The organism is Nocardia sp. BSTN01 (assembly GCF_015354405.1).
GTDB lineage: Bacteria > Actinomycetota > Actinomycetes > Mycobacteriales > Mycobacteriaceae > Nocardia.
Map to the genome: position 1 here is coordinate 39,364 of NZ_JADKYP010000006.1, position 25,332 is coordinate 64,695.

The 25,332-nt window shown below is 67.0% G+C and carries 23 protein-coding genes and 1 riboswitch; of the genes, 14 read left to right on the top strand and 9 right to left on the bottom strand.

Going from position 1 to position 25,332, the window contains the following annotated elements; translation table 11 throughout:
- Positions 1-2 precede the first annotated feature (2 nt).
- From IRT45_RS07640 to IRT45_RS07655, 4 genes are all read right to left on the bottom strand, one after another.
- Entirely contained in the window at positions 3-1,403 is a 1,401-nt protein-coding gene (locus tag IRT45_RS07640; RefSeq protein WP_194805165.1) for a wax ester/triacylglycerol synthase family O-acyltransferase, read from the bottom strand.
- Between the two features lie 56 nt (positions 1,404-1,459).
- On the bottom strand, positions 1,460-2,176 hold the full coding sequence (locus IRT45_RS07645) for a polysaccharide deacetylase family protein (protein ID WP_194805166.1): 717 nt from the start codon (positions 2,174-2,176) through the stop codon (positions 1,460-1,462).
- A 46-nt stretch (positions 2,177-2,222) separates the two neighbouring features.
- Entirely contained in the window at positions 2,223-4,238 is a 2,016-nt protein-coding gene (locus IRT45_RS07650; protein WP_194805167.1) for an SDR family oxidoreductase, read from the bottom strand.
- A gap of 317 nt (positions 4,239-4,555) precedes the next feature.
- Entirely contained in the window at positions 4,556-5,236 is a 681-nt protein-coding gene (locus IRT45_RS07655; RefSeq protein WP_194805168.1) for a heme oxygenase (biliverdin-producing), read from the bottom strand.
- A 355-nt stretch (positions 5,237-5,591) separates the two neighbouring features.
- Here IRT45_RS07655 and cutA point away from each other — a divergent pair, with 355 nt between their 5' ends.
- Positions 5,592-5,924 carry a divalent-cation tolerance protein CutA gene (gene cutA / locus IRT45_RS07660; RefSeq protein WP_194805169.1) on the top strand — a complete coding sequence of 111 codons (333 nt, stop codon included), beginning with the start codon at positions 5,592-5,594 and terminating at the stop codon, positions 5,922-5,924.
- Here cutA and IRT45_RS07665 read toward each other — a convergent pair.
- Positions 5,905-6,966 (bottom strand): XRE family transcriptional regulator, encoded by a 1,062-nt coding sequence (locus IRT45_RS07665; protein ID WP_194805170.1) that lies wholly within the window; start codon positions 6,964-6,966, stop codon positions 5,905-5,907. The genes cutA and IRT45_RS07665 overlap by 20 nt on opposite strands.
- Before the next feature lie 432 nt (positions 6,967-7,398).
- Here IRT45_RS07665 and IRT45_RS07670 point away from each other — a divergent pair, with 432 nt between their 5' ends.
- A complete protein-coding gene (locus tag IRT45_RS07670) occupies positions 7,399-7,713 on the top strand; it encodes a hypothetical protein (protein WP_309240834.1) in 315 nt (104 codons plus the stop codon).
- Positions 7,714-7,999: 286 nt separating this feature from the next.
- Here the strand turns inward: IRT45_RS07670 and IRT45_RS07675 are convergent, their stop codons facing one another.
- Positions 8,000-8,749: a helix-turn-helix transcriptional regulator gene (locus IRT45_RS07675; protein WP_194805171.1), complete on the bottom strand. Its 750-nt coding sequence runs from the start codon at positions 8,747-8,749 to the stop codon at positions 8,000-8,002.
- 270 nt (positions 8,750-9,019) lie between these two features.
- On the opposite strand from IRT45_RS07675, the gene IRT45_RS07680 reads away from it, so the two are divergent.
- The 4 genes from IRT45_RS07680 (at position 9,020) to IRT45_RS07695 (ending at position 13,686) form a co-directional block, all read left to right on the top strand.
- On the top strand, positions 9,020-9,328 hold the full coding sequence (locus IRT45_RS07680; protein WP_309240835.1) for a hypothetical protein: 309 nt from the start codon (positions 9,020-9,022) through the stop codon (positions 9,326-9,328).
- 244 nt (positions 9,329-9,572) lie between these two features.
- Positions 9,573-11,417 carry an asparagine synthase (glutamine-hydrolyzing) gene (gene asnB / locus IRT45_RS07685; protein WP_194805172.1) on the top strand — a complete coding sequence of 615 codons (1,845 nt, stop codon included), beginning with the start codon at positions 9,573-9,575 and terminating at the stop codon, positions 11,415-11,417.
- A 186-nt stretch (positions 11,418-11,603) separates the two neighbouring features.
- Positions 11,604-12,839: a cytochrome P450 gene (locus IRT45_RS07690; RefSeq protein ID WP_194805173.1), complete on the top strand. Its 1,236-nt coding sequence runs from the start codon at positions 11,604-11,606 to the stop codon at positions 12,837-12,839.
- Between the two features lie 127 nt (positions 12,840-12,966).
- The gene (locus tag IRT45_RS07695; RefSeq protein ID WP_062997415.1) at positions 12,967-13,686 is read left to right on the top strand and encodes a TetR/AcrR family transcriptional regulator; all 720 of its coding nucleotides are present in this window, start codon (positions 12,967-12,969) and stop codon (positions 13,684-13,686) included.
- Positions 13,687-13,738: 52 nt separating this feature from the next.
- Here IRT45_RS07695 and IRT45_RS07700 read toward each other — a convergent pair whose 3' ends face one another.
- The gene (locus IRT45_RS07700) at positions 13,739-15,121 is read right to left on the bottom strand and encodes a threonine/serine exporter ThrE family protein (RefSeq protein ID WP_194805322.1); all 1,383 of its coding nucleotides are present in this window, start codon (positions 15,119-15,121) and stop codon (positions 13,739-13,741) included.
- 201 nt (positions 15,122-15,322) lie between these two features.
- On the opposite strand from IRT45_RS07700, the gene IRT45_RS07705 reads away from it, so the two are divergent.
- The gene (locus IRT45_RS07705; RefSeq protein WP_375540068.1) at positions 15,323-17,344 is read left to right on the top strand and encodes an acyl-CoA dehydrogenase; all 2,022 of its coding nucleotides are present in this window, start codon (positions 15,323-15,325) and stop codon (positions 17,342-17,344) included.
- A gap of 65 nt (positions 17,345-17,409) precedes the next feature.
- Positions 17,410-18,144: a phosphatase PAP2 family protein gene (locus IRT45_RS07710; protein WP_194805174.1), complete on the top strand. Its 735-nt coding sequence runs from the start codon at positions 17,410-17,412 to the stop codon at positions 18,142-18,144.
- 24 nt (positions 18,145-18,168) lie between these two features.
- On the opposite strand, the gene IRT45_RS07715 is transcribed toward IRT45_RS07710, so the two are convergent.
- Together IRT45_RS07715 and IRT45_RS07720 are read right to left on the bottom strand one after the other, a co-directional pair.
- Positions 18,169-19,062, bottom strand: a complete 894-nt coding sequence (locus tag IRT45_RS07715; protein WP_194805175.1) for a nuclease-related domain-containing protein — start codon at positions 19,060-19,062, stop codon at positions 18,169-18,171.
- Between the two features lie 90 nt (positions 19,063-19,152).
- Positions 19,153-20,847: a GMC oxidoreductase gene (locus IRT45_RS07720; RefSeq protein ID WP_194805176.1), complete on the bottom strand. Its 1,695-nt coding sequence runs from the start codon at positions 20,845-20,847 to the stop codon at positions 19,153-19,155.
- Between the two features lie 272 nt (positions 20,848-21,119).
- Between IRT45_RS07720 and IRT45_RS07725 the strand changes: the two genes are divergently transcribed.
- The 6 genes from IRT45_RS07725 (at position 21,120) to IRT45_RS07750 (ending at position 25,081) form a co-directional block, all read left to right on the top strand.
- Positions 21,120-21,689, top strand: coding sequence for a CDP-alcohol phosphatidyltransferase family protein (locus IRT45_RS07725; RefSeq protein ID WP_309240850.1), 570 nt, complete (start codon positions 21,120-21,122; stop codon positions 21,687-21,689).
- Positions 21,690-21,790: 101 nt separating this feature from the next.
- Positions 21,791-22,189: a glycine cleavage system protein GcvH gene (gcvH, locus tag IRT45_RS07730; protein ID WP_194805178.1), complete on the top strand. Its 399-nt coding sequence runs from the start codon at positions 21,791-21,793 to the stop codon at positions 22,187-22,189.
- Positions 22,190-22,409: 220 nt separating this feature from the next.
- The gene (locus IRT45_RS07735) at positions 22,410-22,880 is read left to right on the top strand and encodes an FHA domain-containing protein (protein WP_036500944.1); all 471 of its coding nucleotides are present in this window, start codon (positions 22,410-22,412) and stop codon (positions 22,878-22,880) included.
- Positions 22,881-22,934: 54 nt separating this feature from the next.
- Entirely contained in the window at positions 22,935-23,708 is a 774-nt protein-coding gene (locus tag IRT45_RS07740; protein WP_104363541.1) for a MerR family transcriptional regulator, read from the top strand.
- A 79-nt stretch (positions 23,709-23,787) separates the two neighbouring features.
- A complete protein-coding gene (locus IRT45_RS07745) occupies positions 23,788-24,261 on the top strand; it encodes a bifunctional nuclease family protein (RefSeq protein WP_030517724.1) in 474 nt (157 codons plus the stop codon).
- 229 nt (positions 24,262-24,490) lie between these two features.
- Entirely contained in the window at positions 24,491-25,081 is a 591-nt protein-coding gene (locus tag IRT45_RS07750; protein WP_051024556.1) for a MerR family transcriptional regulator, read from the top strand.
- 92 nt (positions 25,082-25,173) lie between these two features.
- Positions 25,174-25,269: riboswitch (glycine riboswitch) on the top strand.
- The last annotated feature ends 63 nt before the right edge of the window (positions 25,270-25,332 follow it).

A 25,332-nucleotide genomic window follows, 5' to 3' on the forward strand; every position in this document is an offset into this window, starting at 1 on the left:
GCTCAGCGCTGGGCGTGTGCCGCCTTCAGGAGCGCGGAGATGCTGTCGTGCACGGCGTCGGCCATCCGGTCCGGATCGGGGACCAGTTCACGGCAGGCGATGAAGCCGAAATCCAGATCGCCGTTGGCCGACAGCACCGTGACGTTGAGGCCCGCGCCGTGGAACACCGGGCCGAACGGGAACAGCGAGTCGATGCGGTGGCCGAGGAAGTACAGCGGCTGCTGCGGTCCGGGCACATTGGAGATCACCAGGTTGTGCACCACCGGATGCCGTTCGGCGAGTTTGAACGACGAATAGGCGCGCACCGCGATCCGGAAGGTGTTCGGCGGGGCGTATTCGGCCCAGTCCTGCAGGAAGTCCGCGCCCAGAACCTCGTGTTCCTCCTTCGCGCCGACATTGGCCTGCGCGATCAGCCGCAGCCGCTCCACCGGATCCTCGACGTCGGTGTAGAGCTGAGCGAACAGCGTCGACACCTTGTTGACGCCGCGTTCGTGCCGTGTCGTCTCGTGAGTGGAGACCGGCACCGAGGCGATCAGCGAGGTCTCCGGCAGATCGTCGTGTTCGCTCAGATATTGCCGAAGCGCCCCCGCGATGACGGTGAGGACCACGTCGTTGATCTTCGCACCGAACGCCGCCCGGATCTCCTTGATATCGGCGAGCGGGGCGGTGGTGAAGGCGACGCTGCGATGACGGGTGATGGTGCGGTTGAACGGCGTGCGCGGCGCGGTGAACGGAATTGCCATCCCCTGCTTGTCGGAGCGCCGGCGCTGCACCATGCCGCCGAGTTTGCCCAATGTCTTCGGCACCATGCCGACCACGCCGAGTTTCGTCGGCATTCGCACCAGGCCCTCGGCGGCGAGGGCGAGATCGTTGGGCTCGTCGGACTCCGTGTGGCTCTCGGCCGGCGGATCGGGGTAGCGCACACCCGGTTCGGCATCGCACAGATACGCCATCATGTTGGCGCCGGTGACGCCGTCGACGGCGGCGTGATGGTATTTCGACACCACGGCGACCTTGCCGTCGGCCAGGCCCTCGATCACCCACATCTCCCACAGCGGCCGGGTGCGGTCCATCGGCTGCGCGGCGAGGTCGCCGACGAGTTCGGCCAGCTCCTTCGGCCCGCCGGGGGAGGGCAGCCCGAGGCGGCGGACGTGGCGGTCGAGGTCGAAGCCGGTGTCGGTGACCCAGACCGGGTGATCGAGGTCGAACGGGACCCGATGGACGCGGCGGCGCATGGAGGGGATCAGGTGCAGGCGGCGCCCCAGTTCCTCCTTCAGTGCGGTGAACTCGTAGTCCGTCCCGTCGGCGGGCGGGTCGAGAATCAGCAGCGCGCACACGTGCAGCAGTTGGGTGTCGGTCTCCAGGTACAGAAAGCTGGCATCCAGCCCGGTCAATCGCTCCATACCTATAGACTATTAGAACACGTTCTAGTTTTGGCCGAAACGGCCGGGGAGTTCGGTCACATTCCGGTGGGTTTCGTGCCAGCGATCAGTTGCGAGACGGTCACGAAACCGTAACCGCGCGAACGGAGTTCCGCGACAATGCGCGGAATCGCCGCCGCTGCGGCCGGTTGGTACATCGCATGCAACAAGATGATCGACCCCGGCCGGGCGCGGTTCACCGTGTCCGAGACTATGACATCGGTGCTCGCGCCGCCGGTGGAATCGGATTCGACATCCCACATCACGGTGGTGCGATCGTGGTGCGACAGATACCAGGGCAGGGTGACCAGCTTCTTCCCGTAGGGCGGGCGGAAGGTCACGGGGCCGTGGTATCCGGTGCGCTCGATTTCGGCGTCGGTGCGCTCGACCTCGTCGCGGACCGTGGCGGGAGTGACGAATACGAGCCGTCGATGGGTGTAGCTGTGGTTACCGAGCTCGTGTCCGGCGGCCGCGATCTGCGCACCGTAGTCGCGGTGGGCGGCCAGGTCACGGCCGACGAGATAGAAGGTGGCCGGAATATGTTCGGCGGCAAGAGTTTCCACAATAGCGGGGGTGCGGTCGGTAGGGCCGTCGTCGATGGTCAGCGCGACGACCTTTGCGGCGGTGTCGACGCGGTCGATCAAGCGGCCGGCGACTTGGAAGGTCCGCGAATTCATCAGGACGTAGGTGCCGATCGACAGCACCGCCGCGAGGACGACGACGAGCGCGCCGCCGAGCAGAAGCCTGCGTTTCACCGGCGAAACCTACCACCGGACACCAGGTCCGGTGGTAGGTCCGGGATCACCAGTTCAGGCCGGGCAACCGGTTGACGATCCGCGCCGCGGGGGTCGGCAGTCCCATCAGCGGCTGCACCACCGGTGCGAGCGCCAGCAGCGGGCCGCGGCCACCGGTCTCGGCCGTGTCGCTCGATGCGGTGCGGCCGTGTCGGGCCGCTGCGGATTCACCGGTCCGCCGGAAGCCCTGGTGCAGAATGGCTTTCTTCACCGAGGGCATCACCGTGTCGATGACCTGGGCGAAGGTGCCGATCGGTGTGTCGATGCGCGCGGGCCGCTCCTCGAGGGCGCGCACCACGATGGCCGCCGCCTGTTCGGGACTGTGCACCGGCAGCGATCGGTACGCCTCGGTCGGCGCGATCATCGGTGTGCGCACCAGCGGCATCCGCACCGAGGTGAACGTGATGCCGGCGTCGGCGTTCTCGACCGCCGCGATCTCGCTGAAGGTGTCCAGTGCCGATTTGCTCGCCACATAGGCGGCGAAACGCGGCAGTTTGGTCTGCACCGCGATCGAGGAGATGTTGACGACGTGGCCGAAGCGGCGTTCCCGCATGGCCGGCAGCAGGGCCAGGATCAGCCGCACCGCACCGAAGTAGTTGACGGCCATCGTCCGCTCGAAATCGTGCATGCGATCGGTGGAGTTCAGCACCGAGCGACGGATCGAACGCCCGGCGTTGTTCACCACGTAGTCGACGTGGTGATGGTCGGCGAGCACCTGCTTGACCAGCAGCTCGACCGCCTTCTCGTCGGTGATGTCGCACGAATAGCTGTAGGCGTCACCGCCCTGCTCGCGCACCTGGGCGGCCGCTGCCTCGAGTTCGTCGATCCCGCGCGCCACCATCAGCACCGTCGCACCCCGGCGCGCCACCGCATGGGCGGTCGCCAGGCCGATCCCGGAGGAGGCGCCGGTGATGAGCACGATCCGGTCGCGCAGCCGGTCGCCGCCGCCGTGCCGGCGTGCCCGGTCGGGATCCAGATGTGCGCGCCAGTACCGCCACAGATTCTCGGCGTAGGTGTCGAAGGCGGGGACCTCGAGATCGGTGCGGCGCAGCAGCGCCCGGGTGGAATCGGAGACGAATTCCGACGCGAACGAGGTGTGCGGGGCGACCTCGGCGGGAATGCCGAACTGGGTCAACAGGAAATCACGCGCCGCGGTGACACCGGGCAGGCGGTTCAGCGTCGCCAGTGCGGTGTGACTGCCCGGAACCGGGCCCACGCCACCCGATGCGCCGGCGGCCCGCGAGAGCGCGCTGTAGATCTCGGTGAACGGCTGCGGACGCGGATTGACCAGGTGGAAGGTGCGCTTGTTCAGACCCGGGCGGCCGATGAGTTCGACCATCGCCTGGGCGACGTAGTCGACCGGGACGATATTGGTCGCGCCCAGATCCGGCAGTGGCAGCGGCAGCCCGCCCGGCAGTGCGGCCAGCCGCGCGATGGCGGGGAAGAAGTAGTACGGACCGTCGATCTTGTCCATCTCACCGGTGCGCGAATCACCGACCACGATGGCCGGGCGATACACTCGCCAGCGCAGCCCGGAGCTCTCCCGAACCAGTCGCTCCGCGGCGAATTTCGTTCGGTGGTAAGGAGATTCGAGATTCTGACCGAGATCGAAATCGTCTTCGAAGAATTTTCCGCGGTGGTCACCGGCCACCGCCACCGACGAGACGTGGTGCAGCATCGCACCCAGTTCGGTGGCGAGCGCGATCACCGCGCGGGTGCCGTTCACATTCGCCGCATAGGCGGATTCCTCATCGGCGGTCATGTCGTAGACCGCACCCAGATGCACCACGTGCTGTGCGGCCGGCGGTTCGTCCACCAGGCCCAGAGCCTTGGCTGTCAGGTCTCCGACCAGCGGAAACACTCGGTCGGTGGCGTTCCATCGGGCCGCGAGTTCGGCCAGTTTGGCCGCCGAGGCCTCACGGACGAGCACGTGCACCACGGCGTCGGTATCGGCGGAGAGCAGTCCTTCCACCACGCGCCGTCCCAGAAAACCCGTTCCACCGGTCACGATATAGGTGGCCATAACCCCTCCTTGCATGTCGAACATGTTGTCGCACAACGTTGTTCGTCCGACATGCATCGGTGGATGCGGACTGAACGAAGCGGCCTCTATCAGAATCGAGGGCGCTGTAGGAACCCCTGCGTGCCTAACTGGTGAGTAACTTTAGCTGGCACCGAGTTGTGCCCGCAACCAAACGGCGCCCCCTGTGGTGTGGGACTTGTCACCACGTGGGAGCGCCGATCGGTATGTGTAACAACGATTTTGATGTAACTCGGAGACGCATCTGGCTACCAACTAGCAACCTTCCGGTCGGTTGTCCAAGAATGTCGCAGGCGGGTTCAGCCCTCGCGGCGGACCGGGAATTCGCTTGCCAGATCGGCGAATACGGCACTGTTCAGATCGAAGGCGCGCCGGCACTCGCCGAGCACCCGCTGCTTCTCCAGATCGTCGACGGCCAAGTCGTCGAGCAGGGTGCGGTAGCCGCGCTTGAAAGCGGCCGGATTCGCGATCTGATCGAAGACGTAGAAGCGCACCCCGTCGCCGCGCTTGGGCAGCTGCCACAGCTTCGCCGCGGTGCCGCGAATGACCTGACCGCCTGACAGATCGCCCAGATAGCGGGTGTAGTGGTGGGCCACATACCCCGCGGGCCAGTGCAGCGCGCACTCGGTGATCCGGGCGGCGTACTCGGCGGTCGCGGGCAGGGCGGTGATGTCGTCGCGCCACTGCGGCCCGCCCAGATGTGCCAGATCGTCCTCGAGATGGGCCAGGCGCGCGAGTTCGGGCCGGATGAACGGACCGGCGACCGGATCGTCGGCGAGCACGTCCCAATGCGCCTCGAGTGCCTGGTAGATGTGCCAGAGCTGGCCGGTGTAGCGATAGAAAGCGCTCACGTCCAGAGCGCCGCCCAGCATGTCGCTCATGAAGGTGGAGTTCTCGGCGCGTTCGTGCTGTTCGGCGGTGGCGGAGCGGATCTGCGCGGAGAACGGCACGGGCTGCTCGGTAGAGGTGGCGTCCGGCATGATCGGAGATTTCCTCGCTTCGTAGGACGACAAGTATGGGCAACCTAACTTCGCCTCCGACGATACCGGGCAACGAGCGCGACGGAATCAAACTTTCGGACGAAAGAGGTCGGTTCCGGGAGGTTCCCCGAGGTTCCGCCCGGTTCCGCTGTCATGCAATCCGCACTCCGGCGAACCGTGCGGCACCTGCCCGAACGGAATGCTTCGTGACATGTAGGTGACACAGAACGGCTCGCGCTCCACGTGAAGAAGTGCTGCCGCGCCCGCCCCGCCGGCTGGCCGCGGGCCCAGTTTGTGCACTCGGCTGGCGTCGTGAATCGCTCAGCGGCGCAACGCTGGCCGATATGGTGGCCGCATGGCGACAGCGCGGGTATGGGCAGTGACATCGACGACGCCGACCGAGCATGATGCGCGAGCGATCGCGCGAGCGGTGGTCGGTGAGCGGCTGGCGGCGGGAGCGGAGATTTCGGGGCCGGCGGTGTCGGTGTTCTGGCATCTGGGCGAGCTCGGTGAGGGCCAGGAATGGCGGATGACGTTCCGGACGGCGGCCGCGACGCGGGACCGACTCGCGGGGCGGATCCGAGAGTTGCATCCGTGGGACAGTCCTGAAGTGACCGCGACGCCGGTGGAATGGTGCCTCGATACCTACGCCGAGTGGGTGGAACGAACTACAGGCGCGCCGGAATAGGCGGCCGCACAGCCGCGGTGCGGCGCGCGAGCTCGGCGCCGCCATCGATTCCGGCGACGACACAACGCTGTGTCACGTCCCGAAGCCGCGCGACGGGCCGCGCGGAGGCGACTCTCCCGGCCAGGGCGAGCGCCTGCTCTGTGGTCGACACGGCGGCGGTGTCGGCGCCCGCATCGATGTAGGCATCGGCCAGCCAACTCAGATACAGGGCTTTGTCGCGGGCCCAGTGGTCCGGGTAGGTGGCAAGGGCGCGCTCGAGCGGACCGATCGCCTGGTCCGGCCGGCGCAGTACCGACCACACGCGCCCGGTCATGATGTCGAGTTCGGACTGATCGACCCACGCACACCAGGGCGGGGCGTCGGTTTCGTTGTCGTTGTCCTGCAACGCGTCGCGGGCCGTTTCCAGCGCGCGGGCCGCGCCGTCGCGGTCCCCGGCAGTGGCCAGCGACCACGCACGCCGCGATTGCAGCAACGCGCGAGCCTTGGGCGGGGCGTCGGCGCCGATCGCCTCACAGGCGGAATCTGCGGCCCGTACGGCGTCGCTGGTGCTACTGGCGTACGTGATGTGCACGAACGCGTTGGCGGCCAGCTCCCTGCTCGCTACTTCGTCGGCGGCGCGGCGGCTGTACTCGAACAGGTCCACCGCGGTCGCGGTGAATCCGGCATCGAACGCGGCCCACCCGGCCTGCCGGCCTTGCTCGGCGGCGAGCTGGGTGAGCTCGCGCTGGGTGCCGAGCGAGTAGCTTGCGCGGCTGAGTGTCTGTTCGGTGCGCGCGAGCTCGGCGAAGTACACACGGAACGTGTCAGCTCCGCCGAGATAACTGTCGACGTCGACCAGCCGCGCGAATCTGTCCCGCATGTCCGCGATATCGGCCGCGCCGACCCGCCCGGGTACATCGGTGAGCGTTACTGCGGCGGCGCCGACACCGGCCAGTGCCAGGAAATCTCTACGTTTCGTAGCATCGTCCTTTTCGCCATCGCGTCTGGTCCGCTTCGGATGCAGACCCAGCGCATCGGGTGTTTCTAATCCCAACACTGCCATGAGTGCTGCGCGTGTTTCGCCCCTGGGCCAAGAAATTTCGCCGCATTCGATCCGCGATACCGCCTGCGCGTCGAATGCGGACGCGCGGCCGGTGGCACGTTCGATATGCCGACACACCACCTCAGCCAGCTCGCCCTGAGTCCATCCCCGAGCCAGCCGCAGCGATCTCAGTACATCGTTCATCATCGGTTCCCCACGAGCGCCCGCCGTTATTTGCCCACTGTTTTGCGCTGTCCCGCAACGTCCGCCAACACGATCCTGGACGTGGCTCCGACGCCGGGCGCCGCGAAACCCCGGCGTCGGTTCTTCCTACTCGATGGCGGAAGGGTGTGTGATGTGGGTTCTATTCTTGCTCACCGCAGGGCTTTTCGTGCTCACTGTGGCATTGTTCCGGCTTCCGCTTCGCGGAGAGCGCCGCGAGGAGGGCCCACAGTGAGGGACGCGCGCCCGATCGCGCTGGGCTGGGTGCATCCGGAATCGGTTGCGCTGGACTGGGACATGGCCCAGGTTCGGCGCCTGGCGCGCCACCTGGGCTACGCGTTGGTGTGGCCGCCGGAGACGAGTCGGATACCGCTGCCCGACCAAGCGCGTGAAGCGCGCGCCGAAGCGGTGATCATTCCGTCGACCGATCACGTCGGCATCCTCACCCTGCACGCTGTGATGTGCGTAGCCGATGTCGAGACCGTGACGCCGCGGTTGTCTTTCTCTAGGTGGCCGACCAAACTGCGATCGGACGACAGGACATGATCTGACTCGGCCATCGTCGCGTCCGCGATCACCGTAAAGCACCCTCTTTGGCCGCTCTTGATTCCGGGCCGCTGAGCGGTGAACAAATCGTGCAAACCTCACCGGCTTTGCGAGTTTTCCGCCTTTTTCGCGGAGGTTTGCACGAAAAGTTCAGCACAACTGCCGCCGCCCCCGTGTTCCCTGCGGATCGGGGCGCGGTGGTGGACACGGATCGTTCGTGGGCGCGGTGTTCCTGCTCGAGCAGGGCGAGCATGCGATGTCGGTGGCGCGGTAAAACCCTTGCAGGTCAATCGCTTTGGGGAGGGCGGTCGAACTTCTCGATCGTGGCTTTCGATGTCGATCGGTCCTGCAGGACCAGCTCCCACGGGCCCACGTTCACGTCGAAGTTCTTGCCGAAGCCCACCCACTTGCCCGCAAGTCGGGTGGCGGTGAGTTCCGAGAGCAGCTGGATCGCCCCGAAATACCGTGCGCCCTTGTAGTAGCCGCTCTGCGCGGTGGTTTCCGACCAGGTGCCCGTCGCGATATGCCCGTCGAGGGTTAGGTCGAGTTCGAGTGTGCCCGCGGCCGACTTCGGCAGGCTGCGGACGGTGAGCCGCTGTTCGTGCTGGAGTACGACCACGTAGTGCGACGAGGTGAAGGTCTGTTCGCGGCCGGAGGAGTAGAACTCGTAGCGGGACAACCAGATTCCGGAGTACGTGCCGGCATTGGGCTGCGGTGCGGCCTGGCCGGGATGGCGCTCGCGGGGGACGTCGCCGATGGCCGAGTGGACTTCGTGGCCGGCCGTGTCGTCCCCGGACAGGCTGCGTCCGGCCATCACCGCGCCGAATCCGAGGCTTTCGATGGGCAGGCGCATCACCTGCTCCAAGGCGCGCGCATGCGACGGGCGGGGATTGGCGGTCGCGCCGGATTCCCATCGCTGGACGAGTCGTTTCGTCGCGCTGGCACATCCGGCCTCGCGCAGCATGCGGGCGAGATCATCCTGGCTCAGCAGTCGTGCCGTGCGGGCGGCGCGCAAGGCGACGTTCGGCGTTCCCATGCGCCCACCGTAAAGCAATGACGCCTGAATGTCGCCCCGTTTGTGTGCCGATTGACGCCGTTTTCGTCGTCGCCCAGCGGCCGTGGTCCGCGCGAATCTGGTCGCAGCCGCGAGAGCTGTGGTTCCCGATGCCGCGGCGTTCCGAACCGGACAGCGAGGGGTATGTGCGATGTGGATATTGTTTTTGCTCGCCGTGGGATTGCTCGTATTGACTGTCGCGCTGGTACGCGTTCCGCTGCGTGGCGAGGTGCGTCGCAGGGATCGCCGGTCGTGAGCGATGCGCTCCCGGTCGCGCTGGGGTGGGTGCATCCGGAGTCGCCGTGTCTCGACTGGGATATCGCGCAGGTGCGCCGGCTGGCGGAGCGGCTGGGCTATCGGCTGGTGTGGGCGCCGGAGGCGAGTCGGATACCGCTCGCCGATCAGGTCCGGGCGGCCGGTGCCGAAGTCGTAATCGCGCCGTCGACAGAACATTTCGACTTCCTCGCGCTGAATTCGGTGATGGCGGTCGCCGACGTCGAGACCGTGAACCCGCGGCTCTCCTTTGCTCGGTGGGCTACCGCAGGGCAACCCGACCGGTAGCGGAAGTTGGGGCGGGGTGACGATAGGGGTGGTGGCGCGTGCGGCCGGGGCAGTCCGGTACGGCGGAACCGGCCGATTTCCACACGTTCGCCCGCCGCGTGCGAAGAGAACTATTCGGGCGAAAGCGGCGAGTTCGGACAAGTTCGGACAAGTCGGGCGCGGGGTGGCACGGCTGAGAGGCCTTGTGTTACAACGGTTTTACGCATCGTTCACTAAGCTAACTAAATTTTGGAGAGGCGGCGGAATGTGCGGAATCGCGGGCTGGGTGGCGTTCTCGGACGACCTCACCCGGCAACAGGGGGTTATCGATGCGATGACCGAAACCATGGCCTGTCGCGGGCCGGACGGGCGAGGCACCTTCGTGCGTGAACACGCGGCACTGGGGCACCGGCGACTGGCCATCATCGACTTGCCGGGCGGGGCGCAGCCGATGACCGTGCCGACTCCGTCGGGTGATGTCGGCATGGTGTACTCGGGCGAGGCCTACAACTTCCGGGAGCTGCGCGACGAACTGCGCGCTCTCGGGCACACCTTCGACACCGACAGCGACACCGAAGTGGTGCTGCACGGCTACCTGCAGTGGGGCGAGTCGGTCGTCGACCACCTCAACGGCATGTACGCCTTCGCGATCTGGGACGAGCGCGACCAGAAGCTGGTCATGGTGCGCGACCGGATGGGAATCAAGCCGTTCTACTACTACCTGACCCCCGACGGCGTGCTGTTCGGCTCCGAACCCAAGGCCATCCTCGCCAACCCGCTCGCGGCGAAGACGGTCGATCTCGACGGCCTGCGCGAGCTGTTCGCCATGACCAAACAGCCCGGCTGGTCGCTGTGGAAGGGTATGGCGGAGGTGCTGCCCGGCACGCTGGTCACGGTGGACCGCAACGGAATTCGCACGCGCACCTACTGGCGGCTGCGTGCCGTCGAGCACGCCGACAGTCAGGACCGGACCATCGCGCGGGTGCGCGAGCTGCTGACCGATATCGTCGAACGTCAGCTGATCTCCGATGTGCCGCGCTGCGTGCTGCTGTCGGGCGGACTGGACTCGAGCGCGATCACCGGACTGGCCGCCGCACGGCTCGCCCGCGACGGCGAACAACTGCGCACGTTCTCGGTGGATTTCGCCAACCAGGAGCAGAACTTCGTTCCCGACGAGATGCGCGACACCCCGGATTCACCGTTCGTGCGGGAGGTGGCGGCGCTGGTGCGCTCGGCCCATCGCGACGTGATGCTGAATCCGGCCGATCTGGCCGATCCGGCGGCGCGGCGCGCGGTGGTCACCGCCCGCGACATCCCCGTCGGTTTCGGCGATATGGACACTTCGCTGTATCTGCTGTTCGCGGCCATCCGGCAGCAGTCGACCGTGGCACTGTCGGGGGAGTCGGCCGACGAGGTGTTCGGCGGGTATCGCTGGTTCCACGACGAGGTGGCGCTGAAGGCTGACAACTTCCCGTGGCTCGCGTTCAACAGCGCCCTGACCGGCGACGCACGCTGGCAGATCCTGAACCCGGCTCTGCGTGAACGGCTGCGGCTGGAGGAGTTCGTGGCCGACCAGTACAGCGCGGCGGTGGCCGAGGTCGAGCACCTCGACGGCGAATCCGAGGTCGAACACCGGATGCGGACCGTCTGCCACCTGCACCTGACCCGGTTCGTGCGCACGTTGCTCGACCGCAAGGACCGCGCGTCGATGGCGGTCGGCCTCGAGGTGCGAGTGCCGTTCTGCGACCACCGCCTGGTCGAATACGTCTACAACACCCCGTGGTCGCTGAAGACGTTCGATGGCCGGGAGAAGAGCCTGCTGCGGCATGCGGCCGAGCATGTGCTGCCGGAATCGGTCGTGCGGCGGGTCAAGAGCCCGTACCCGTCGACGCAGGACCCGGGCTACGCGGCGGTGCTGCAGCAGCAGGCGAAACACGTTCTCGCCGAGAGCGATTCACGGCTCTTCGACCTCATCGACCGGCAGTGGTTGCAGCGGGCGGTTGCCCTCGACCCGGCGGGCCTCGACAGCGCCGTGCGCGCCGGATTGGACCGCATCATCGATCTGCACACCTGGCTGGAGCTGTATTCTCCGCAACTGCAGCTGGATTGAGCGCTCCTCCGGGCCGGCTCCGACCTCGGGTCGGGGTCGGCCCGGACGCTGTCCGCGCTGTTCAGAGGTGGTGCCGGAGGTTTGCCCGGGTGCCGGAACAAGCTCGTGAACATTATTTACTAATAGGTGTTCACAAAACGGGTGTGGTGTGGTTCACTCCTAGGAACGTGTTCCAAAGGAGGTACCGTGTCCGCGCCGTCTCTGCCATCCATCAGTCACGATTTCGACTTCACCGATCCCGATCTGCTGTCGCACCGCCTGCCCGTGGCCGAATGGGCCGAACTGCGCCGCACCGCCCCGGTGTGGTGGGTCGACCAGCCCAACGGAGTGAGTGGCTTCGACGACGGCGGCTACTGGGTGGTGAGCCGGCTCGACGACATCAAGGAGATCTCGAAGAACTCCGAGGTCTTCTCCACGCAGGAGAACACCGCGGTGATCCGCTTCAACGGCGAGATCACCCGCGAGGAGATCGAGATCCAGCGGGCCATGCTGGTCAACACCGATCCGCCGGCGCACGACAAACTGCGCCGCATCATCTCGCGCGGCTTCACCCCGCGTGCGGTGGAGAGTCTGCGGGGCGCGCTGCGCGAGCGCGCCGAGCGGATCGTGCACGAGGCGAAGAAGACCGGCGGCGGCGACTTCGTCCAGCAGGTGGCCTGCGAGCTGCCGCTGCAGGCGATCGCCGAACTGCTCGGCGTGCCGCAGGAGGATCGCGGCAAGCTGTTCGAGTGGTCCAACCAGATGATGGGCTACGACGACCCCGAGTACGCCGACAGCTACAAGATGGCCAACGCCCAGGTCATGGGCTACGCGTGGAACCTCGCCGAGGAGAAGCGCAAATGCCCGGCCGACGACATCGTCTCCCAGCTGCTCAACGCCGATATCGAGGGTGAGGCGCTGGGCTCGGAGGAGTTCGCGTGGTTCGTCATCCTGCTGGCCGTGGCCGGTAACGAGACCACCCGCAACGCCACCACCCACGGCATGAAGGCGTTCGTGGACAATCCGGCGCAGTGGGAGCTCTACAAGGCCGAGCGGCCGCGCACCGCGCCCGACGAGATCGTGCGCTGGGCGACCCCGGTGATCGCGTTCCAGCGAACCGCCTTGTCGGACACCGAAATCGGCGGCCAGGCCATCAAGAAGGGCCAGCGGGTCGGCCTGTTCTACTCCTCGGCGAACTTCGACGAGGAACGTTTCGACAAGCCGTTCGACTTCGACATCATGCGGAACCCGAACCCGCACGTGGGATTCGGCGGCACCGGCACCCACTACTGCGTCGGTGCCAACCTGGCCCGGCTGCAGCTGGATCTGATCTTCAACGCCATCGCCGACGTGATGCCCAACCTGCGTGAGGTTTCCGAGCCGGTCCGGCTACGCTCGGGCTGGTTGAACGGAATCAAGAGCTGGCAGGTCGCCTACGAGTGAGCGCCGCGGCCGCCGGGGGCAGCGTCCTCGGCGACCCCGGTCTCCGGCGGCCCAGGACACAGTGTGCGCACCGGCCTCGACGTACCCGTGACGTCGAGGCCGGTGCGCATGCGACGAAGGACGACGCATGACAGCCGCACGACGGGGCCGGATGCCCGCGGTCAGCGACGCCGATATCCGGCGCGTGGCCCGCACGCTCCTGGTGGAGCAGGGTCCCGAGGCGGTGACCCTGCGCGCGATCGCGCGTGAGTTGGGTATCACCGCACCCGCGTTGTATCGGTACTACGCCTCGCGCGATGATCTGGTGGGTGCGCTGCGCAGCGATATCTGCGCCGACTTGGCACAAGAGCTCGCCGAACAGGTGGCCGAGCTGCCCGAGGACGGCATGGTCCAACTGTTCGCCATCTGCAAGGGTTTCCGGCAGTGGGCCCTGGCTCACGCCCACGAGTTCACGCTCGTCTTCGCCTCGCCCGCCGGTGGTTCCGCCAGCGCCATGCGGCAATTCGACGAGCCGTTCGGCCGCATCTTCCTGGAGGCCGCGGGCCGGCTGCTGACTACTTACGACATCGTCACCCCGCCGACCGACGTGATTCCGCACGCGCTGCGCGAAGATCTCGTCGGATTCCAGACCGAACTGCTCACCGTGCTCGCCGAATCGGGGCAGAAGTTCCCGGCCGAGAAGCTGGATCTGGGCGTCACCTATCTGATGATCCAGTTCTGGGCGCGGCTCTACGGACACGTCACGCTCGAAGTGTTCGGCAACTATCCGATGCCGGTGGGTAATCCGGACGCCCTGTTCGATGCGACGCTGGCCGATCTGGCCCGCTCCATCGGATTCGCGGCCTGAGGCATCCACCGAGAAATCGGTCCTCCGGCCCGGGGCCGCGAACCCGTCGGTCTCAGGTGAAGTCGTCGGGGCGCACCCCGGTGACCCGCCGCAGGATCCGCGGCCGGCGCAGCCACCGGGCGAACCACTCACCGAGCGTGATCCCGCCGCCGAGGGCACAGCCGACCACCAGCGCGGCGAACATCTGATTCAGCCCGACCAGCAGATCGTCGTTGATCAGCGCGAACAGGCCCCGGTAGACCTTGAGACCGGGAAGCAGCGGAGTGATGCCGGCGATGGCGACGACCAGTGGAGGCGTCACCGCACGGCGGGCGAGCAGACCACCGGCGAGACCGATCGCGGTCGCCGAGACCGCGGCGGCGATCACCGGTCCGAAACCGGCGTGCTGCACGAACAGGTAGCACACGGTGATTCCCGCACCGCTGATGGCGGCGACGGTGAGGGCCCGGCGCTCGGCATAACAGGCCAGGGCGAAGGCCGCCGCCGCCACCGCACCGGCGGTGATCTTCAACGGCAGATTGGTGATGTCGTAGGACGGCGACATGTCGATCGGCGGCACCTGGGCGCCGAAGGCCTGGGCTCCGCGCAGCGCCAGACCGACGCCGCCGATGATCGCACCGGTCATGACCAGTACTTCCAACATGCGCGCGGCGGCGGTGATCGGTGCGCCGGTGATCGCGTCCTCGACCGCACCGACCAGTTGTAGACCACTGAGCAGCACGGTGATTCCGGCCGCGACGATCAGACTGGGATTGGTTTCCAAACCCTCGGCGAAGGTTTGCAGCAGGATCGCGGGCAGGGTGGCGATGATGCCGCCCATCATGTTCTGGAAGAAGAACGGCAGGCCGCGCTTGTTCAGCTCGCGGTTGCATCGGTCGATCAGCAACGTCGTGGCGAAACTCACGGCCGCGACCAGCACGCCACCGCCCAGCAACAGCGCGATGGATGCCGCCAGCAGCGACCAGCCGAAGGTGGCGACCCACCGGTTGTAGGGGTGCGGCGCGGTGGTGATCGCGTCGAGCGCGGCGTGCGCCTCCTGGGGCGGCACCACCTCGCGGCGGATCCGCCGGGTGAGACGGTCGACGGCCGTCAGGCGAGTGAAGTCCAGCGAGCGGTACTGCACCACGCGCATGGTGCTGGCGGGTGGCAGCGACGGACCCCGGTCGGCGGAGATGCGAATCGAGTTGTAGGTCACGTCGATATCGCATTGCGCCAAACCATATGTGGCGGCGATGAATTCGACCTGCGTGCTGGTGTCGGTCACGGCGGTGCCCGAGGCGAGCACCACCTCGCCGACCCGTTCGGCCAGGTCGAGTACCTCGGTTACCGCGGCGTCGTCGGTGAGATCGATCGGCTTCAGCGGGGCCGGTGCCTCGACCACCGAGTCCACCGTGGCGCGCCGCTGGGCGACCAGCCGATCGGTTACCGCTCCCATCGCCCGATGCCACAACGAACTCGGCCGGGTCTCCGGCCCCGTGCGGACGAGTTCGGGCTCCAACTCATCTGTCACACGACACACCGTAGTCGGCGCCGATCCGCGGTCGCGGGTCAGCTCCCTCTCCCCGGCGGGAGTGGCGAGCTGGGCAATTCGCTGGTTATCACCGGCGTGTCCGCCCTCCCGCTACAGTCGATAACCATGGGCACCGATACGGCTATGGGTACCGAAGCAGCAGATTCCGTGAGATCGAACTCCGCGCAGCCGGAGGCCGGGACATCGATCACCGGGTCATCGAAGACCGGGAAGTCCACCGCAGACCATTTGCGGGCCGCGCTCGACGGCCCGTGGCGTGAGGTCCGGGAGCAGGCGCGCCGGCAGCTGGTCGACGACCGGTTGTTCGGCGATCCCTATCTCGACTACCGCCAGGCCCGTGCGCGGGTGCTGGAACAGATGCGCCTCATCGCCGAATTCGGTTATGCGGAAAAGGGTTTCAGCCTGGAACACGGGGGGACCGGCGATCCCGGGGGTGCCGTCACCGGTCTGGAAATGCTCGCCTACGCCGATCTGTCGCTGTGGGTGAAAGCCGGTGTGCAGTGGGGCCTGTTCGGCGGCGCGGTGGAAAATCTCGGCACCGACCGCCACACCGACGTCGTCAAACGACTGCTGTCGCTGGATCTGCTCGGCTGTTTCGCGATGACCGAATCCGGGCACGGCAGCGATGTGGCGAATCTGGAGACCACCGCCACCTACGACCCGGCGACCGGCGAATTCGTGGTGCACAGCCCCACCGCGTCCGCCCGCAAGGACTACATCGGCGGCGCCGCCGAACACGCCCGGATGGCGGCGGTCTTCGCCCAGCTGATCACCGGCGGCGAAAGCAGGGGCGTGCACTGCTTCCTCGTGCCCATCCGCGACGAGGAGGGCAACGATCTGCCCGGCGTGACCACCTCGGATTGCGGTCTCAAGGGCGGTCTGCCCGGTGTCGACAACGGACGCATCGAATTCGATCATGTCCGGATCCCGCGGGAGAATCTGCTCAACCGCTACGCCGACGTCGACGCCGACGGGACCTACCGCTCCGATATCGAGAACCCGAGCCGCCGGTTCTTCACCACCCTGGGCACGCTGGTGCGCGGGCGGGTCAGTGTCGGTGGGGCGGCCGCCGCCGGGGCGCGGGTGGCGTTGAGTATCGCGCTGCGCTACGGCGACAAGCGCCGCCAGTTCTCCGATCCGGACGACGGCAGCGAAACTCTGCTGCTGGACTATCGCAGCCATCAGCGCCGGCTGTTTCCGCATGTGGCGCGCGCGTTCGCGCTGTCGTTCGCCCAGAACGATCTGGTGCGGCGCATGCACCTGGTGCAGACCGGGCAGAATCTGGACCCGGAGGCGCAGCGCGCGCTGGAGAAGCGGGCGGCCGGCCTGAAGGTCGCGCAGACCCGCCACGCCACCCGATCCATCCAGGAATGCCGCGAATGCTGCGGCGGCGCAGGCTATCTCACCGAGAATCGGTTGGTCACCCTGAAGGCCGACACCGACGTGTTCACCACCTTCGAAGGTGACAACGTCGTGCTGACCCAGCTGGTGGCGAAGGAACTGCTCACCGCCTACTCCGACGAGGTGCGTGATCTCGACGCGCTCGGCTGGGTGAAGTTCGCGGCCACCATGGCCCGTGACGTGGTGCGCGAGACCTCGGGTGTGCGCCAGCTCATCCAGCGTCTGCGCGACCGCTCCGACGACGGCGTCGACGAGGGTGATCTGTCCCGGCGTTCGGTGCAGCTGCAGCTGTTCGCCGACCGCGAAGACTATCTGACCCGCACCGCCGCGCACCGGCTGCGCGCGCGGGCCCAGGAGACCGGCCCGTTCGAGGCGTTCAACAACGCGCAGGACCACATCCTCGCCGCCGGTGAGGCGCATATCGACCGGCTGGTGCTGGAAGCGTTCATCGAGGGCATCGCCGATATCGAGGATCCGGACGCGCGAGCGCTGGCCGACACGGTCTGCGATCTGTTCGTGTACTCCACCATCGAACAGAATCAGGCCTGGTACATCATGCACCGCTTCATGTCGGTGGACCGGGCCAAGTCGGTGCGCCGCGGTGTCAACGAACTCGTGGACCGGTTGCGGCCGGAGTCGGCCACCCTGGTCGAGGCACTCGGCGTGCCCGAGGCCATGCTGCGCGCGGCGATGCTCGACGACGCGAGCGTGCACCAGGGAGCGTGAACCCGGGCTCGATATCGGCGGCCGGTGAGAGTGGGGCCGTAGCCGGCCGCGGCTATGGTCGAGAGGTGTCCGCTCCACCGCCGGTCGCTCGATATCGAGCCCGTCTCGTCGCCGCCGCCGTCACCCTGATCGGCCTGCTGATCACCGTGACGGTCCCCCTGAGCTTTCCCGCCGGCGGGGGACCGACCACGTTCGACAGCGCGATCGATGATCGGGTGCACGAGAGCCTGGACGCGCATCGGGGTATCTACGACGCGCTGGTGGTGCCGAGCGACGCCTATATCGTGTTGCCGCTGTTGCTGATCGGCGTGCTCTGCTGTGTCCGGCGGCGCGACTGGTGGGGTGCCGGATTTCTGGTGGTCGTCCCCGAGCTGGTGGTCGCGATCAACACCTGGGCACTGAAACCACTGTGGGACAGGCATTTACAGCACTATCTCGCCTATCCGAGCGGGCACACCGTCCAATTCGTCGCGATCGCGACGGGTGTGCTGCTGGTCGCCGCCACCGTGCGTTGGCGCATCGTCATCGGCGTGGTCGCCGCGCTCGCGCTGGCGGCCGTGGCGGTGGGCATGGTCGGTCGCGGCTATCACTATCCGACCGATGTAATCGGCGGCACCGCGTTCGCGATCGCGGCGGTGACCGCGTGCTGGACGGTGACGACGACGTTGCGCCTGCGGTACGAGAACCGGCGGTTTCGCGGACAGGTCGCCGACGAGACCGGCGCCGCCGAACAGGCGAAATCGGGTGGCGACGATGTCGTCGGGGACACCGATCGCGCGGCGGGCTCGCCCGCGGCCTGAGCCGGCGGGCGCATCCGGTCCGGCTCAGCCGGGCCCGAAGTTCAGGACCAGTGAGATCACGAACCAGACCACCCAGGCAGCACCGATGAGCATGCCGATCGCGAGCAGGATGCGCAGCGCCGCCCGGCCGGGATCGATCCGGTCGGCCTCCTTCGGATACAGGTTCCACGGGCTGTACCAGGGCATGGTGATCGCGACCGGGCGCCCGTAGGACTGATCGGCGTGGGCCTGTTCCTCCAGGAACGCTTCCGCCTGCGCCTGCTGCGGGCCGCCGTACCACAGCGTGGTGTCCACCGGTCCGCCGAAACCTTCAGCGACGAGATCCTGCGGGGCGGGCAGATACGGCAGGATGCCCAATCCGCGGAAGGTGAGCGCGACCTCGTTCACCGTCCACTGCGCCCGGCCCTGCGAGGTGAGCGCGGTCAGGCAGTCGGCCAGCCGCCTCGGGTCGTCGCCGAGCACCACCTGGAAGCCGGGATCGTTCCACAGCTGACGGATCGTCGGATTCGCGCCGTGCGGCGGCACCACCACGACCACGCCCTGCACCACGCGCTGGCCCAGTCCGCGTTCGGCCAGCCAGTTCTGCAGCGCGTGAGTGTGCTCGCGGGAGCGGTCCAGCGGTGTGCCGCGGTCGCCGCCCTCGAAACTCACCACGTGCCCTCCGACCCGCCACGGGCCGTTCAACGGGACCTCGAGGTCGCCGCTCACCCGCTCGACCAAGGCCTCGGCCTCGATCACCACGCAGGTGGTCGGCGTCCAGATCACCGCATCGAACTGATGCAACCGGTCGGCGTAGAACAGGCTGCAGTTGACCGTTGCCACGCCCTGCGGGTCGTCCGGACCCTTCCAGGTGCGCAACCAGTCGATGAGGGTCCGCTCGGCCAGGGTTCCGGCCGCGTTCTGCACTCGCACGAGCATTGGCGACCGCCCTTCCGTCGACACTCGATACCGGAAAGCATAAGGGGCACTACGGGTCCGGGGGAGACTTCGACGCGCCGGCGTCGGCGGTCAGTGTTCGGCGGGCGCGGGATCGATCGGCGCGATGGGCAGTCGCAACGCGCCGGGCGCGGTGTCCGGCACGGTGGCGTAGTACGGGGCGACCGGGTCGATGCGGCGGTAGGCCGCGCCGAGTTCCGGCCGCGGATCGGCTTCACCGTTGTTGGGCCAGAACGCCATCGCGCGTTCGGCCTGCGCGGTGATCGTCAGCGACGGGTTCACCCCGAGATTCGCGGTGACCGCGGATCCGTCGGCGATATGCAGTCCGGGGTGGCCGAAGACGCGCTGGTACGGGTCCACCACCCCGCTCTCGGGCCCTTCGCCGATCACGCAGCCGCCGATGTAGTGCGCGGTGGCGGGGATGTCGAACACATCCATGACGAGACCGTGCACGTCGCCGTCGACCTTCTCCCCGAATCGGCGGCCGACCTCGTGCGCGAGCGGAATCCAGGTCGGATTCGGTTGGCCGGTGCCCTGTCGGGTCTTCAGCTGCCCCCAGCGGCGGAACGAGGTCAGCGAATTGTCCAGTGACTGCATCACCAGCAGGATCACCGACTTCTCCGAGGCATGGCGGGCGTTGAGGCTGCGCGCGAACACCAGCGGGTGCAGCACGATGGCCAGCAGGAAGCGCAGGAATCGGAACGCGCCGCCGTCGACGATCGGCACCGACATCGGGAACAGCGCGTTCTGTCCCTTGCCGTAGTGGCAGACCTCGATGTGGGTGTCGGGCTCGGGGTGGATCGAGGAGGTGATGGCGATGCCTTCGGCGAAGTCGCGCCGCTGCCGGCTGACCACATTGAGGATGGCCTCGGAATTGCTGCGGGTGAGCTCACCCAGCCGGGGCGAGAGGTTGGGCAGCACCTTGTCGTCGCGCATCTTGTGCAACAGCTTCTGGGTGCCCAGCGCCGCGGCGGCGAAGACGACCTGCTCGGCGGTGAAGGTCTTGCGGCCCTTGCGAACCCAGCGGTCCGCACGCTGCGTCTCGATCGCGTAGCCGCCGCCCACCATCGGCCGGACACGGGTCACCGTGGTCAGTTCGAAGACCTTGGCACCGGCCTGTTCGGCGAGGTACAGGTAGTTGGTGGGGGTGGTGTTCTTGGCGTTGTGCGGGCAGCCGGTGAAGCAGCGCGCGCAGTGGATGCAGCCGCTGCGGCGCGGGCCGGCGCCACCGAAGTACGGGTCGTCGACCTCGACGCCGGGCTGTTCCTCGTTGAAGAACACGCCGACATTGGTGGGGTGATAGGTATCACCCACGCCGAGATCGTCTGCGATGGAACGGATCACCTCGTCGGCGGGCGTCACGCGCGGATTGGGCGCCACGCCCAGCATCCGCTTAGACTGGTCGTAATAGGGCGCCAGTTCGCTGCGCCAGTCGGCGATATGAGCCCACTGCTTGTCGGTGTAGAAGTTCGGCAGCGGTTCGTAGAGGGTGTTGCCGTAGATCAGCGAGCCGCCGCCGACGCCCGCGGCGGAGAACACCGCGCACTTGCCGAGCAGGCTGATCCGCTGCGGGCCGGTCAGACCCAGGCGCGGCGCCCAGATCGACTTGCGCACATTCCAATTCGACTTCGGGATGGACTCCGCGGGCCAGCGCCGGCCGGATTCCAGCACGGCCACCCGATAACCCTTCTCGGTGAGGCGTAGCGCACTGACGCTGCCACCGAAACCGGAGCCGATCACTACCACGTCGTAGTCGAAGTCGGGCATGTCTTCCTCTCGTCACCGCATTCACAATGAAACGATTTACGACTCATTGTGTCACTCGCTAGTGTGCCACCCGGCCGGATGCGACTGATAAACCTATCGTGCCGCCGCACCCGTCGCGGCGTGCCCGAATGGCGCGGCGCGATCGGTTCGGGTAAGCAACAGGCGTGAGCAACCGACCGGCCGGCGGGTCCGGCCCCGACCATCAGGCCTCCGAGCGTTCGCAGCCCGCGCGTGAACCCGCGGATGTCGCGGCCGGCACGGAGACCGACCGCATTCTCACCGTGCCGAACGTGCTGAGTGTGTTGCGGCTGATCGGCGTGCCGGTCTTCCTGTGGCTGTTGCTGGTCCTGCATGCCGACGGCTGGGCGTTCGCGCTCCTGGTCGCCAGCGGCGTCACCGACTACCTCGACGGCAAACTGGCTCGGCTGCTCGACCAGTACTCGCGGCTGGGCGCGCTGCTGGACCCGTTGGTGGACCGGTTGTATCTCATCGCCACCGTGCTCGGTCTGCTGGTGCGCGGAATTCTGCCGTGGCCGTTCGTGGTCGTGCTGATCGGGCGTGACCTGATTTTGAGCGCGACGCTGCCGATCTATCGCCGCCGCAATCTCGATCCGCCGGAGGTCATCTATCTCGGCAAGGCGGCCACTTTCGCGCTGATGTCGGCGCTGCCGTGGTTGCTGGCCGGCCAGATGGATTGGGCGGCGGCCGGTTTCGGCCGGGCGTTCGGCTGGGCGCTGCTGTGGTGGGGAATCGCGGTCTACGTGTGGACGGGTCTGCTGTATCTGCGCAAGGCCTTCGCGGTCGCTCGAACCATACCTGTTGCGCCGCGAGCAACTTCGTAGCGGGTGTGGCGATCCGCCGTGTCGGTCCGGGTCGATAGAGTTGTGCCGAACGCCGGTCGGCCGACGCCCGTGAAAGGACGCCCCGTGAGAGGAATCAGCCTGTGACCAACCTTCCCGAGGACCTTCGCTACACCGAGGAACACGAATGGGTGCAGCGGATCGCGCCGAACCGTGTCCGGGTCGGTATCACCGACTACGCGCAGTCGCAGCTCGGTGATGTGGTGTTCGTGCAGCTGCCGGCGGTCGACACCGTGGTGTCTGCCGGCGAGGCGATCGCCGAGGTCGAATCGACCAAGAGCGTCTCGGAGATCTATGCCCCGATAAATGCGAAAGTCGTTGCGGCGAACGAGGATCTCGACTCCGAGCCGGAGTCGTTGAACGCCGACCCCTACGGTGACGGCTGGATGTTCGAGCTGCAGATCGACGACGCCGAGGCGCTCGATACCGCCCTCGGCGCATTGCTCGATGCCGCAGGTTACCAAGGAGTTATCGAGGGCTGAGTCAGCCTTCCCAGTTCTACCTGCACGGGTGCGGCCCAGCAGGGTACGGTCAATGCCAACAGATGTGCCGGCGGCCGGTGCCGGGAACTCTGCCGGAACTTGCCGGTGACACCTGACAGCGCGACAGCCGGTCGCGATGGGTGGCGACGGTCGAGGGCAGTGCGCTCGGAATTGGCGCCGGATACCGGTACGGAAAATCGGTTCGAGGAGGAGAGCAAGGGTGAGCGAGAACAAAGACCCGGGATACGGGGAGAGCGCGGCCGAAACGACTTCGGTGTTCCGCGCTGACTTCCTCAACGAGGTCGACGCGTCGCGCTCCGGTGAGCAGACCGGCGAACAGCCGGTGCAAGGGGTCGAGGGGCTGCCCGCGGGTGCCGCCCTGCTGGTGGTCAAGCGCGGTCCCAACGCGGGGTCGCGGTTTCTGTTGGATCAGCCCACCACGTCGGCGGGCCGTCACCCCGACAGCGACATCTTTCTCGACGATGTCACCGTGTCCCGTCGGCACGCGGAGTTCCGGCAGGACGAGGACACCTTCCAGGTCGTCGACGTGGGCAGCCTGAACGGCACCTACGTCAACCGCGAGCCGGTGGATTCCTCGGAGCTGCAGAACGGTGACGAGGTGCAGATCGGCAAGTTCCGGCTGGTCTTCCTGACCGGGCCGCGGCCGCAGGTCAACGAGCCGAGCGCATAGCGGCCGAGGCGGATTCCACTGATGACTGGCGCAGCGCAATGGACACGCGGAGGAATGTCGATCGGCTCCGTGCTGGACCTGCTGCGTCCGGATTTTCCGGACATCACCATTTCCAAGATCCGCTTCCTCGAATCGGAGGGGCTGATCCGCCCGGAGCGCACGCCTTCGGGATATCGCAGATTCTCGGTCGCCGATGTCGAGCGGCTGAAGTTCGTGCTGACCGCGCAGCGGGATCAGTATCTGCCGTTGAAGGTGATCAAGGAGCAACTCGAAGCGATCGACCGCGGCGCGGCGACCCTGGGTGTGCGCGAAGCGCGGGCCCGGGCCGACGGCGCCGGTGTGGACGGCTCGGGGCGTGCGCCCGAGTCCACCCGCACGGTGGGTGCTCCCGCGGCGCCCCGGCGGCTGGGCGTGGTGCCCGGTGAGGTGTCGCCGGACGAATTGCGTCTCGATCACGAAATGCGCGTCACGCGTGCCGATCTGCTGGAGCAGGCCGGGATAGATGAGAAATTTCTCACCGAACTGATTCGCGCCGGGCTCATCACGCCCGGCGCTGCCGGATTCTTCGACGCCGAGGCTGTCACCTTGGCTCGCACCGCTCAGGCGATGAGCGAATTCGGTTTGGAGGCACGGCATCTGCGGGCGTTCAAGCTGGCAGCGGACCGGGAGGCGGCGATGATCGCCCAGATCGCCGCGCCGATAGCCAAGAGTCGCGACGCCGATGCCCGGGCCCGCGCGGAGGAGACGGTACGCGAGTTGGCGGCGCTGTCGCTGACGCTGCATACCAGCTTGGTGAAGACGTCGGTGCGGGCTTCCCTCGGCGGCTGAATTCTTCGCCTAGACTCGGTGATACGGCCTGCCCAGCTGGGCTCGTGCGGGCGGCCGGCGAGTATGGGAGGCCAGTGCGATGAGTGAAATGCGTGTGATCGGCATCCGGGTCGAGCAGCCCCAGAACCAGCCCGTGTTGCTGCTGCGTGAAGAGTCGGGCGACCGTTATCTGCCCATTTGGATCGGTCAGGCCGAGGCGACCGCCATCGTGCTCGAGCAGGAGGGGGTGACCCCGATCCGGCCCCTGACCCACGACCTGATCAAGATCTTGATCCACGACCTCGGCCACACCTTGAAAGAGGTGCGAATCGTGGATTTGCAGGAGGGAACCTTCTACGCCGACCTCGTCTTCGACAACGACGTGCGGATCTCCGCGCGTCCGTCGGATTCGATAGCTATCGCCTTGCGGGTCGGTTGCCCGATCTACGCGGAGGAACCGGTCCTCGAGGAAGCCGGGCTGGTGATGCCCGACGAACGCGAGGACGAGGTGGAGAAGTTCAAGGAGTTCCTCGAGTCGGTGTCACCGGACGACTTCAAGGCCACCGACAGCTGAGCTGTCGTGGAAGACACCGACAGCTGAACCCGGAATCCTTCATCCGGATCACCGGCTATCGCGCGTGGCGGTCAGGTGATCCCGAACTGTGCTCTATACCTCACGTAGAGGGTGAGAAACACGCCGCACGCGGAGTTTGGCTCCACGCCCGTGCTGCCGAGACAATCGACAGAGTAGCCTCGACAGTTAGGCCGTTGTTCTTCTTCGGCGATGCAGTGAGGGAGTAGCAGTGGGAGACCGACCGCAGCAACCAGCACCCGACCCGCGGCCCACCGCGGTCGTGCAGCCAGGGCTGTTCCCTGACGACACGGTGCCCGACGAGCTGGTCGGTTACCGCGTCCCCAGCGCATGCCAGGTGGCCGGTATCACCTACCGGCAGCTCGACTACTGGGCCCGCACCGGGCTCGTCGTCCCCTCGATCCGCAGCGCCACCGGTTCCGGCAGCCAGCGTCTGTACTCCTTCAAGGACATCCTGGTCCTCAAGATCGTGAAGCGGCTGCTCGACGCCGGCATCTCACTGCAGAACATCCGCATCGCCGTCGATCATCTGCGCAGCCGCGGGGTCGAGGATCTGGCCGGGATCACGCTGTTCTCCGACGGCACCACCGTCTACGAATGTTCCTCGCCGGAAGAGGTCGTCGATTTACTGCAGGGCGGGCAGGGCGTGTTCGGCATCGCCGTCAGCGGAGCCATGCGCGAGCTGACCGGCGCGATCGCCAACTTCCCGGCCGAACGCGCCGAAACCCACGAGGCGAGCGACCGGCCCGAGGACGAATTGGCCTACCGCCGTAAGGCTCGCGAGAACCGTAAGACCGGATAATCGTCCCCCGCCGAATGTGACGGAGCCGACTGCGCGCTGAGCTGGGTCGGAAACATGGCGTTTACCGCGCACCGCTTAGACTGAGGGTGCGTCGCCGCCGTGCGGGAGAGTTCCGGGGTTCGTCCCGGACGCCGAAGGAGCAGCACCTCCCCGTCAATCTCTCAGGCATCAGGGACCGTACGGAGTTCGACGCCTCTGGAAAGCGGCGGCCGCACACAATGCGGGCCGCCCGCCCATGGGGAAAGGGATCG

Bases quoted from the DNA above. Each gene is read 5' to 3' on its own strand.
- IRT45_RS07640 (WP_194805165.1), bottom strand. From the start codon at position 1,403: ATGGAGCGATTGACCGGGCTGGATGCCAGCTTTCTGTACCTGGAGACC.
- IRT45_RS07650 (WP_194805167.1), bottom strand. From the start codon at position 4,238: ATGGCCACCTATATCGTGACCGGTGGAACGGGTTTTCTGGGACGGCGC.
- IRT45_RS07655 (WP_194805168.1), bottom strand. From the start codon at position 5,236: ATGCCGGACGCCACCTCTACCGAGCAGCCCGTGCCGTTCTCCGCGCAG.
- cutA (WP_194805169.1), top strand. From the start codon at position 5,592: ATGGCGACAGCGCGGGTATGGGCAGTGACATCGACGACGCCGACCGAG.
- IRT45_RS07665 (WP_194805170.1), bottom strand. From the start codon at position 6,966: ATGGCAGTGTTGGGATTAGAAACACCCGATGCGCTGGGTCTGCATCCG.
- IRT45_RS07675 (WP_194805171.1), bottom strand. From the start codon at position 8,749: ATGGGAACGCCGAACGTCGCCTTGCGCGCCGCCCGCACGGCACGACTG.
- asnB (WP_194805172.1), top strand. From the start codon at position 9,573: ATGTGCGGAATCGCGGGCTGGGTGGCGTTCTCGGACGACCTCACCCGG.
- IRT45_RS07695 (WP_062997415.1), top strand. From the start codon at position 12,967: ATGACAGCCGCACGACGGGGCCGGATGCCCGCGGTCAGCGACGCCGAT.
- IRT45_RS07700 (WP_194805322.1), bottom strand. From the start codon at position 15,121: ATGGGAGCGGTAACCGATCGGCTGGTCGCCCAGCGGCGCGCCACGGTG.
- IRT45_RS07705 (WP_375540068.1), top strand. From the start codon at position 15,323: ATGGGCACCGATACGGCTATGGGTACCGAAGCAGCAGATTCCGTGAGA.
- IRT45_RS07715 (WP_194805175.1), bottom strand. From the start codon at position 19,062: ATGCTCGTGCGAGTGCAGAACGCGGCCGGAACCCTGGCCGAGCGGACC.
- IRT45_RS07720 (WP_194805176.1), bottom strand. From the start codon at position 20,847: ATGCCCGACTTCGACTACGACGTGGTAGTGATCGGCTCCGGTTTCGGT.
- IRT45_RS07740 (WP_104363541.1), top strand. From the start codon at position 22,935: ATGTCGATCGGCTCCGTGCTGGACCTGCTGCGTCCGGATTTTCCGGAC.
- IRT45_RS07745 (WP_030517724.1), top strand. From the start codon at position 23,788: ATGAGTGAAATGCGTGTGATCGGCATCCGGGTCGAGCAGCCCCAGAAC.